The 9,175-nt window shown below is 53.2% G+C and carries 4 protein-coding genes and 4 pseudogenes; 4 read left to right on the forward strand and 4 right to left on the reverse strand.

Annotated elements, in window-relative coordinates; translation table 11 throughout:
- The first annotated feature begins 16 nt into the window (after positions 1 to 16).
- A pseudogene (locus JZM30_RS21030) lies at positions 17 to 544 on the forward strand (MltR family transcriptional regulator).
- Positions 545 to 661: 117 nt separating this feature from the next.
- Here JZM30_RS21030 and JZM30_RS21035 read toward each other — a convergent pair.
- The 3 genes and pseudogenes from JZM30_RS21035 to fdhD form a co-directional block, all read right to left on the reverse strand.
- The gene (locus tag JZM30_RS21035; RefSeq protein WP_286673693.1) at positions 662 to 2,548 is read right to left on the reverse strand and encodes a methyl-accepting chemotaxis protein; all 1,887 of its coding nucleotides are present in this window, start codon (positions 2,546 to 2,548) and stop codon (positions 662 to 664) included.
- 469 nt (positions 2,549 to 3,017) lie between these two features.
- A complete protein-coding gene (gene sodA, locus JZM30_RS21040) occupies positions 3,018 to 3,641 on the reverse strand; it encodes a superoxide dismutase [Mn] (protein WP_252321179.1) in 624 nt (207 codons plus the stop codon).
- A 285-nt stretch (positions 3,642 to 3,926) separates the two neighbouring features.
- Positions 3,927 to 4,702 (reverse strand): annotated as a pseudogene (fdhD, locus tag JZM30_RS21045) (formate dehydrogenase accessory sulfurtransferase FdhD).
- A gap of 386 nt (positions 4,703 to 5,088) precedes the next feature.
- Between fdhD and JZM30_RS21050 the strand changes: the two are divergent.
- The 3 genes and pseudogenes from JZM30_RS21050 (at position 5,089) to JZM30_RS21060 (ending at position 8,425) form a co-directional block, all read left to right on the forward strand.
- Positions 5,089 to 6,527 (forward strand): annotated as a pseudogene (locus JZM30_RS21050) (aldehyde dehydrogenase family protein).
- Positions 6,528 to 6,879: 352 nt separating this feature from the next.
- A complete protein-coding gene (locus JZM30_RS21055; RefSeq protein ID WP_252321181.1) occupies positions 6,880 to 7,332 on the forward strand; it encodes a GNAT family N-acetyltransferase in 453 nt (150 codons plus the stop codon).
- 100 nt (positions 7,333 to 7,432) lie between these two features.
- Positions 7,433 to 8,425, forward strand: a pseudogene (locus tag JZM30_RS21060) (acyltransferase).
- A gap of 14 nt (positions 8,426 to 8,439) precedes the next feature.
- On the opposite strand, the gene JZM30_RS21065 reads toward JZM30_RS21060, so the two are convergent.
- Positions 8,440 to 9,030 carry an FGGY-family carbohydrate kinase gene (locus JZM30_RS21065; RefSeq protein ID WP_438801534.1) on the reverse strand — a complete coding sequence of 197 codons (591 nt, stop codon included), beginning with the start codon at positions 9,028 to 9,030 and terminating at the stop codon, positions 8,440 to 8,442.
- Between the last annotated feature and the right edge of the window lie 145 nt (positions 9,031 to 9,175).

Below are 9,175 nucleotides of genomic sequence, written 5' to 3' on the forward strand. Positions count from 1 at the left end.
GTTCGGCAGGGACGTTATGATGGAAGAAACTCAAGCCTTTGAGAATCGCGTGCTGGAATCCCTCAATGCGGCGAAAACGGTGCGCAGCTTTATGCTGAAAGCGGTTGAGCTGTTGGCGGAAGCCGTGAGTATTCTCATGCTGCAAACTTCCGTAAAGACGATTATGCGGTGAAATACGCGGTAGAGCCGTTAATGACTGGCAGTGGTCCGTTAGGGGATCTCTCGGTACGTTTAAAGCTGATTTACGGTCTGGGTATGATCAGCCGTAAAGAGTATGAAGATGCCGAGTTGGTGATGGCGTTAGGGGAAGAGTTATTCCACGACGAAAACGACTATCGTTTTACCGATGATGAGATTCTCGGGCCGATTACCGAACTACACTGTGTCACCGCGTTGCCGCATCCTCCTGAACGGCTAATGGGGGGATCCTGCAGATCCATTGCTGATCCCGATGCAGCAGCGTTATCAGAAGGTGGTACGTTCCACGCTGGTGCTCTCTCTGACGGCATTAATCTCGCAGATTAGCCTTAAAAAAGCTTTTTAGGTTGCGGTTCAGAACGTCGACGGGCGGTGCGCTTTTGATAGTGCACCGCCAGTTTTTTTACGACGCGGAATGTTATATTAACCTTATCTCTGGTCGGTTGTTGCTTACCGCGGCTATTTACCGCTGATAGTCGAGCTGTGCCGGGCGTTCGCCATAGCCGAGGGTGGAAGTAGCCCCATCTGCGGCTTGTGTAAGGCGAAATACCGATACCGCTTCCGTCAACACCTGCGTTTGCTCTTCCAGTGAGTTAGCGGCGGCGGATTGCTCTACCAACGCGGCGTTCTGCTGCGTGGTGCCATCCATTTCCGCAATCGCCTGACTGACCTGAGCAATACCACGGCTCTGCTCTTCAGACGCGGTGGCGATTTCACCCATGATATCGTGCACCTGCGTTACCGATTTCACGATGTTATCCATGGTCTTGCCCGCGTTGGTGACCAGATTGGCACCCTGGCTGATTTGCGTGACGGATTCACTGATAAGCCCTTTGATCTCTTTGGCGGCTTGTGAGCTGCGCTGTGCCAGATTGCGCACTTCCCCAGCAACCACAGCAAAACCACGCCCTTGTTCCCCGGCGCGTGCCGCTTCAACCGCTGCGTTCAGTGCCAGAATGTTGGTCTGGAAGGCAATACTGTTGATAACCGACGTGATTTCGGCAATGCGCTTGGAGCTTTGTTCGATATCCACCATGGTTTGCACCACATGGCCTACCTGTTCGCCACCCTGTTTAGCGGTTTGCGAGGCATTCACCACCAGCTTGTTGGCATGGTTGGCGTTATCCGCATTTTGCTTCACGGTGGCGGTCAGTTGCTCCATGCTGGCCGCCGTTTGCTCAACGGCTGCTGCTTGCTGCTTGGTGCGAGAAGAGAGATCGGTGTTACCAGCGACGATCTCGCTGGCAGCGGTAGAGATTTGACCGACGCCAACGCGGATATCATCAATCATTTGGTGCAGATTACCGTTCATTTTTGCCATGGCGTTCAATAACTGGCCCAGTTCATCACGGCGCGAGGTCGACATGTTCATGGTCAGATCCCCCGTGGCAATGCGCTCAGCGATGGTGAGCGTATGGTTGAGCGGCGCGGTGATTTGTCGCGAAATAAACCAGGCAATCAACAGCCCAGCCAGCAGGGTGATCAGGGCCGTTACGGTCAACTGGATTTCTGAGGTGCGCACGTTGTGGTCGGTTTGCTGTAGCTGTGCGTGCAGCAGCTCGGTGATGCGATCGCTCAGCGTTACGGCGATGTCGTTCATCTGCGTGACGCTCTCCATCTCCTTATGGTAAGCCGGCATGTAAGAGAGCGCCTGCTCCTCATAATGGTTCATGGTGCTCAGAACCGGGTCCAGCGTTTCCCGCTGTTCGACGGAAAGGCTCTGACTCAGGAAGTTCAATGCTGTCTGCGCTTCATTGATGGAGTCGGTCAGCGTTTCTTCTGCTGCCTTGGTGCGTTCCAGCAGCAAATTGTCCAGATGGAAGCGCACTGTCATCAGCTTGGTTTTGAAATCAGCCAGCAGCAGTTGCTGTGATTGGCTATCGCCCGTCGCGCGCAACTGGTCGTCAAGCTTGCTCATCGTCTGATCGGTGCCGTCCAGGCTCCAGCTTTTTCTGACGTTATCTTTGGTGGTAACAGCATCCAGATAGTTTTGGCGCTGCTGCTTGTAACTATTGATCGTGGTCGTGATGCTATCGAGCGTTTTGCTATCCTGAGCAGACCAGCTTAGCGTCTTGGCCTGGGCGACTAGCGTATTGATGTTGTCGATATGAATACTGTTTTGTTTTATGTCGTTTAGATCGTAATTGGCACCAAAGCTGGCACGATAATATTTAGCCTGATTCACCTCGGTATTAATCTGATTGCTCAAATTAACTTTTTGAATACTCTCTTGTAACGACTCAATGTGGCTAATTCCTCGGCCCGCAATCAGTGCGGTTAACAGCAATACCAAAAAGAACCACAGCCCTAATTTCTTACCGACGTTGATGTTTTCAAACTTGATAGCCATTCTGTTTTCCACTGTGTGTGAAGCCAAACAATGGCGTCTATCCGGGGAGCGCACAAGCTTACGCTGTGCGATGGGGTGTCAGACTGAAGGCACGTCAGGAAAGCAAGACAAGTTCCGTGTCAGCGTGTGGCTATGTACCGTATTGCACCGTACAAACCGTATTCACCTTCCCATGGTAAAAATCTGGATGGGGTAGACTGCCTACTTCAGACAGCAGGGACTGCCATCTGATGCGGTGTTAATCGCCATAATCTGGGTACAAGACAGCGTGTGCCGCAAAGGGGGCAGCACAAAACATAGCATGATTTCGGCGAGTTAACCCCGGCAGCATAAATGAAAAATGCGCATTTAAAAAATTTTTAATTGTTTAAATGTAAGAAAGATGAATCGAGTCAGCGGGTGAAAAGCAAAAAAACCGAAATAACGTTTTGTTATTTCGGTTTTATGCGTTTTATGTCGTCAGGACAAATTATTTGGCAGCAGCAAAACGTGCAGCCGCTTCATCCCAGTTCACCACATTCCAGAACGCTTTGATGTAATCCGGGCGACGGTTTTGATACTTCAGGTAGTAAGCGTGTTCCCACACGTCAAGTGCGACGATCGGGTAACCGGAAGCGCCAGAAATAGCTTCACCCATTAGCGGGCTATCCTGGTTAGCGGTAGAAACCACGGCCAGTTTGCCGTCTTCTTTCAATACCAGCCACGCCCAGCCTGAACCGAAACGGGTTGCAGCAGCTTGCTCAAATTTTTCTTTGAATGCATCAACGCTGCCGAAATCGCGTTCAATAGCCGCTTTCAGATCGCCGCCCAGCGTGGTGCCCAGTTTCAGTCCTTTCCAGAACAGGCTGTGGTTAGCGTGGCCGCCGGCGTTGTTACGCAGTACCGCTTTTTTCTCGGCCGGTACTTTATCCAGTTTGGCGATCAGATCTTCTGCGGAGAGGCTAGCGAATTCTGGCAGACTTTCCAGCGCTGCGTTAGCGTTATTGACGTAAGCCTGGTGGTGCTTGGAGTGATGGATTTCCATCGTTTGTTTGTCGAAATGCGGTTCCAGCGCGTCATAAGCGTAAGGCAGGGATGGCAGTGAATAACTCATATTTATCATCTCCATAGTTGTACTACTAAATAATCGCGAGCGTGCTTGATCTCGGTTGTGGCGCGCGCGTGATAGTCAGGTACGGCACGCCTCAAGCGGTAGTGGTTAACAAACAACCGTTTGTTAGCGTCGCGTAATCATGAGGTTCATTATAGTTAATTAAATGATCTTGAAAACGATTATTCGCGTCGCCATCGCACGGAGTTCGAGTGTTTACCCTCGGAAAACAAACGATTATATCATTGTTGCCTAAGCTAAAAACAGATTAATCTATCCGCAGTGGCCTCATGCGTTGTCGAGCAGGCGCTGCGAATGGGTATAAACGGTTGCCCGGCCTGGGCGGCAAAAGCCCGCCAGTGTCAGGTTACAACGCTCAGCCACATCAATGGCGAGCGACGTTGCCGCTGAAACGGCAAACAGGATCTCGACGCCGCACATCGCAGCTTTTTGCACCATCTCATAGCTGGCACGGCTGGAAACCAACACGGCACCCGATTGCCAGGGGCGCGTAGCGCGCACGCCCAGCAGTTTATCGAGTGCCACGTGGCGGCCAACATCTTCGCAGCCGCCCAAAATAGTCCCTTCACCGGAAAGCCAGGCCGCCGCATGGGTAGAACCGGTCAATTGGCCGATGTGCTGCACGTCTTTGAGTTGCTTTAATGCACCGTCCAGGTGATTCAGCGAGAAAGTCTGCGTAAAGGGCAGCGGTGTGACCGGCTTGCCGATTTCTTCCAACTGTTCGACACCACACACGCCGCAACCGGTACGGCCGTTCATGGCGCGGCGGCTGGAGAGTTCAATCTGGACTTCAATACCATTTGCACGTCCATGCCGTAAATCTCTTGTGGTGACGTGATGATGCCTTACGACAGGGAAAAACCTAACGCAAAGGCTTCCAGATCTTTTGGCGTAGCCATCATCACCACATGGGAAATGCCGTTGTACACCAGCGCGACGGGTACTTCTTCCGCCAGCCAGTCCGTTTTGGCCTGAGACAAGCTGCCTTGATGGCGTACCGTTCGCTGGCATGCGCCCTCGAGCGCAGGGATCGCTTCTTCCACGTGTTATCCCCATAAGATATTCATTCTGGAGTAGAAAGCCATTATTTCACCCCACCGGGTGTGATGCGAGTTTTATCGTGGCACGCGGTGTTTTGCCTGCGGTTCAGGGCACAAAAAGGGGGGCAAAGTGTGCGTTTCCTCGAAGAGTCGCTAAACAGCGCGGCATGAAAGCCGATTTGTGTATACGCTTGGTAGACCGTCCTTGATGTTAGCAATTTTTTGCATATTGGCTCTGTTTTCATCGCGGCCTGGCCGCGTAACCCTACGGCGAAGAACAGGAGACCGCAATGGCACATCACACTTCTGAAGACCGGGTCGCGCCAGGCACCTATGCTCATCCCCTCAATCTGAAAAAGCGCTATGACAACTTTATTGGTGGCACCTGGGTGCCTCAGGTCAGTGGCGACTATTTCATTAACCTGACACCTGTCACCGGGCAACCCCTGTGTGAAGTCGCCAGCTCCGGCATGCGCGATGTCGATCATGCGCTGGATGCCGCCCATAACGCCAAGGCAGAGTGGGGCGCGATGTCGGTACAGGATCGCGCCTTGCTGCTGAACCGGATTGCGGATCGCATGGAGGAGAACTTGGAACTGCTGGCGTATGCGGAAACCCGGGATAACGGGAAACCGATTCGTGAAACCATAGGGGCTGACGTGCCGCTGGCGATCGACCATTTCCGCTACTTTGCCGCCTGTGCCCGCGCGCAGGAAGGAGCGATCAGCGAAATCGACAAGGATACGGTCGCTTACCATTTTCACGAACCACTGGGCGTGGTGGGGCAGATTATTCCATGGAATTTCCCCCTGCTGATGGCTTGCTGGAAAATGGCGCCAGCGCTGGCGGCAGGCAACTGCATCGTGCTTAAACCGGCGAAATTGACGCCGCTGTCCGTGCTGATGCTGATGGAACTGATTCAGGATTTATTACCGACGGGCGTGGTCAACGTGGTGAATGGCTCTGGCAGTGAGATTGGTGAGTATCTGGCGACGTCGCCGCGCATCGCGAAAGTGGCGTTTACCGGCTCCACTGAAGTCTGGCAGCAAATCATGAGCTATGCGGCGCGCAATGTGGTGCCCGTGACGCTGGAATTGGGTGGGAAATATCCCAATATCTTTTTTGCTGACGTGATGGACAAAGAAGACAGCTATTTCGACAAAGTGTTGGAGGGCTTCACGCTGTTTGCCTTTAATCAGGGGGAAGTCTGTACCTGTCCAAGCCTGGCATTGATTCAGGAATCTATCTACGACCGTTTTATGGAACGGGCAATAAAACGGGTTGAAGCCATCCGCATTGGTAACCCACTGGACAGCCAGACCATGATGGGGGCACAGGTATCGGAAGGCCAGTTGAAAACCATCCTTGATTATATTGAGGTGGGTAAGCAGGAAGGCGCACGGATCCTGACCGGCGGGCGGCGCAAAGCGTTGCCAGACGCATTGACGCAGGGCTACTATCTGGAGCCGACCGTGTTGTTCGGAAAGAACAGCATTCGTGTGTTTCAGGAGGAAATTTTGGCCCGGTGCTCGCGGTCACCACGTTTAAAACCATGGATGATGCGCTGGAGATCGCTAACGATACCCACTATGGATTGGGGGCAGGGGTGTGGAGCCGTAACAGCAACATCGCCTATCGTATGGGACGCGGTATTCAGGCTGGGCGCGTATGGACCAACTGCTACCACGCCTATCCGGCACATGCGGCTTTTGGCGGCTATAAACAGTCAGGCATTGGCCGTGAAAATCACAAGATGATGCTGGAGCACTACCAGCAAACCAAGTGCTTGTTGGTGAGTTACTCCGACAAACCGCTCGGGTTATTCTGATGGTGTGTCGTTATCGATCTGGTGGTTGCTGACAAACAGTCCCACTGCCACCGTCATTCCTGCGAAGCCGGGAATCTCTTGCAGATGAAACGCATTTCTTCTGACAGAGATTCCGGCTTTCGTCGAGGATGACTAAGTTCGTTGTTAGGTGAAGTTCGGCGGTAGGGTCGTAGCGGCGTAAGCCGCCGACAAATTTGCCTGGAGTAAATTTGAACAGCGTGCGCGCTGGCCCATAATGGCCCCTCGTCGTTATTCACCGGGAAACACGGACATGCCGAAAAGGTTTTGTCATTAGTCTGAACGCCAGTCTACGACTGTCGTTGTATTTTGTTCTATCACGAAGGAATGTTGTGTGAAGATAATTTCTGTGCGTGAAACACCGCGCTGGGTGGCAGAAGCTACGGCTTATTTTCAGGAGCAATGGGCATCCGAAGAGACAATGATGTTGTATCAGGATGCGATTGAACGCTCGCTGACGGCACATAATCCGTTGCCACAATGGTACCTGCTGGTTGAAGACGAGCGGATTGTTGGCTGTGCCGGACTGATTACCAATGATTTTATCAGTCGGATGGAGCTTTACCCGTGGCTGTGTGCGCTTTATGTAGAACCTGACTGTCGTTCTCGTGGTCTCGCTCGCCAATTGATGCGTCATGTCGCCGATGAAGCGAAAAAACACGGCTTTTCCCACCTGCATCTGTGTACCGATCTGGTCGGATTCTATGAGCAAGCGGGATTTGTCTATGCCGGAGAGGGCTATCATCCGTGGGGGGAATCATCGCGCGTCTACTCATTAGCGTTGTGATGTCAGTCGATCGCCATAACAGCATTTCCAGAAGCCCTGCCATTGAGGCATACCCGTATGGGGGCTACCCTTATGTTGTTAAAAACAAAAGGGGAGCCTCATGTCGGACAAGATAGGCTGGGTCGATAATCTACGCGCCGTCGCCTGCCTGATGGTGGTGTTGATCCATAGCACCACCTATTACATTACGGCGGCAGGTATGCCGGGCGAGCGCCATTGGGATGTGGCAAACTTGCTAAATTCCGCGTGTCGGGTGGGGGGTTCCGTTGTTCTTTATGATTTCCGGCTACCTGTTTTTTGGCGAGCGGCGGGCGGAAAAAAACACATGCTGCGTATTGGCTTCTGCCTGCTGTTTTACAGCGCGGTGGCCTTGGCGTATATGGCATTGCTGACACCTATTCATGCAGGCAACGCGCTACGGCTGTTTTGGCAAAAGCCGGTCTTTTATCATCTGTGGTTTTTCTATGCCATTCTGGTTATCTATCTGCTATCTCCGCTAATACGGGTTCCCCCGGTATCAGGACGTTATCTTGCCGTAGTCGTATTGATTCTAGCCGTTGTCGCCAATCCCAATACGCCTGAACTGACGATAGGGCATACCCCGTTGTTACCAATCAACGTGTATATTGTGGGCGACACGTTTTACTACCTGTTGTATGCGCTAGTGGGGCGCGCTTTGGGGACGTTAACACCCACGCGTTGGGTCACGCTGGGAGCAGTGCCGTTGTTTGTTGTCTCCGTGCTGCTGATTGCGATGGGCACCTCGCAGCAGACGTTAGCAAACGACAACTTTACCCAAACGTTCTACCTCTATGCCAACCCGTTGGTGTTTATTGCAGCGGTATACCTGATGATCCTGTTCAAAGCGGCAGCGCTGAGCGCACCTTTGCCCGGATTTTCGTTTATCTCCCGCCATTCTCTGGCTATTTATGGCTTCCATGCCCTGATTATTCATTTTATTCGTACTCGCGATCTGGCCCTGAAAGGTTGGCCGATACTGGATGTCTTTTACGTTTTTTTCTGCGCGGTGGTATGCAGCATGCTGCTTTCCCTGTTGGTGCAGCGATGCGACATCCGGCGTTGGGTTAGTTAATGGATATCGTTCATCTATGGGCGCAACTGCTGGTAGAGCATACGAAACGTTTCTCGTTGCTGCGCATAGCGGGCGAGCTGTGCGGTATCGGGCTGGTGAATCTGTTCCAGAGGCAGCGGTGGCAACAGGTCGGCCAGAGAGATAGCTGGATTCACGGCGCTTTGTGCCAGCCGCGCCGCCCCCAGAGCGGTGCCGACATCGCCGCCAGTGCGGTACTCCAGCGTCTGTCCGCTGATATCCGCCAGCATTTGACGCCAGTACGCGCTGCGTGCACCACCGCCAATCAAGGTGATACTGGAGGGGCGCAGCCCGGTCATGTGCAGCACGTCCATGCCATCGGCAAGCGCTAACCCAACGCCTTCCAGCACGGCGCGCGCCAGTTCTGCCCGGCCGTGCTGGTGGGTTAATACCCAAAAAGCGCCTTTTGCCTGCGTATTATTGTGCGGGGTACGCTCGCCTGAAAGGTAGGGGAGGAACCAGACAGGCGGTACACTGGTGCTGACAGTGGCCTGTGCCATTTCTTCCAGTAATTGCGATACGCTTTCGGCATGGGTCAGTCGGGCTACCCAGTCCAGACACGATGCCGCGCTCAACATCACCGACATCAAAGCCAGGTGCCCGGTAAGGCATGGCAGAAGCTGTGCACCGCATGCTGCGGGTTGCTGAGAAAACCATCGCTGACCGCAAAGTAGACGCCGGATGTTCCCAGTGACAGCATGGCTTGCCCCGCTTGCCCCGCTTGCCCCGCTT

The organism is Candidatus Symbiopectobacterium endolongispinus, assembly GCF_018777385.1.
Taxonomy (GTDB): domain Bacteria; phylum Pseudomonadota; class Gammaproteobacteria; order Enterobacterales; family Enterobacteriaceae; genus Symbiopectobacterium; species Symbiopectobacterium endolongispinus.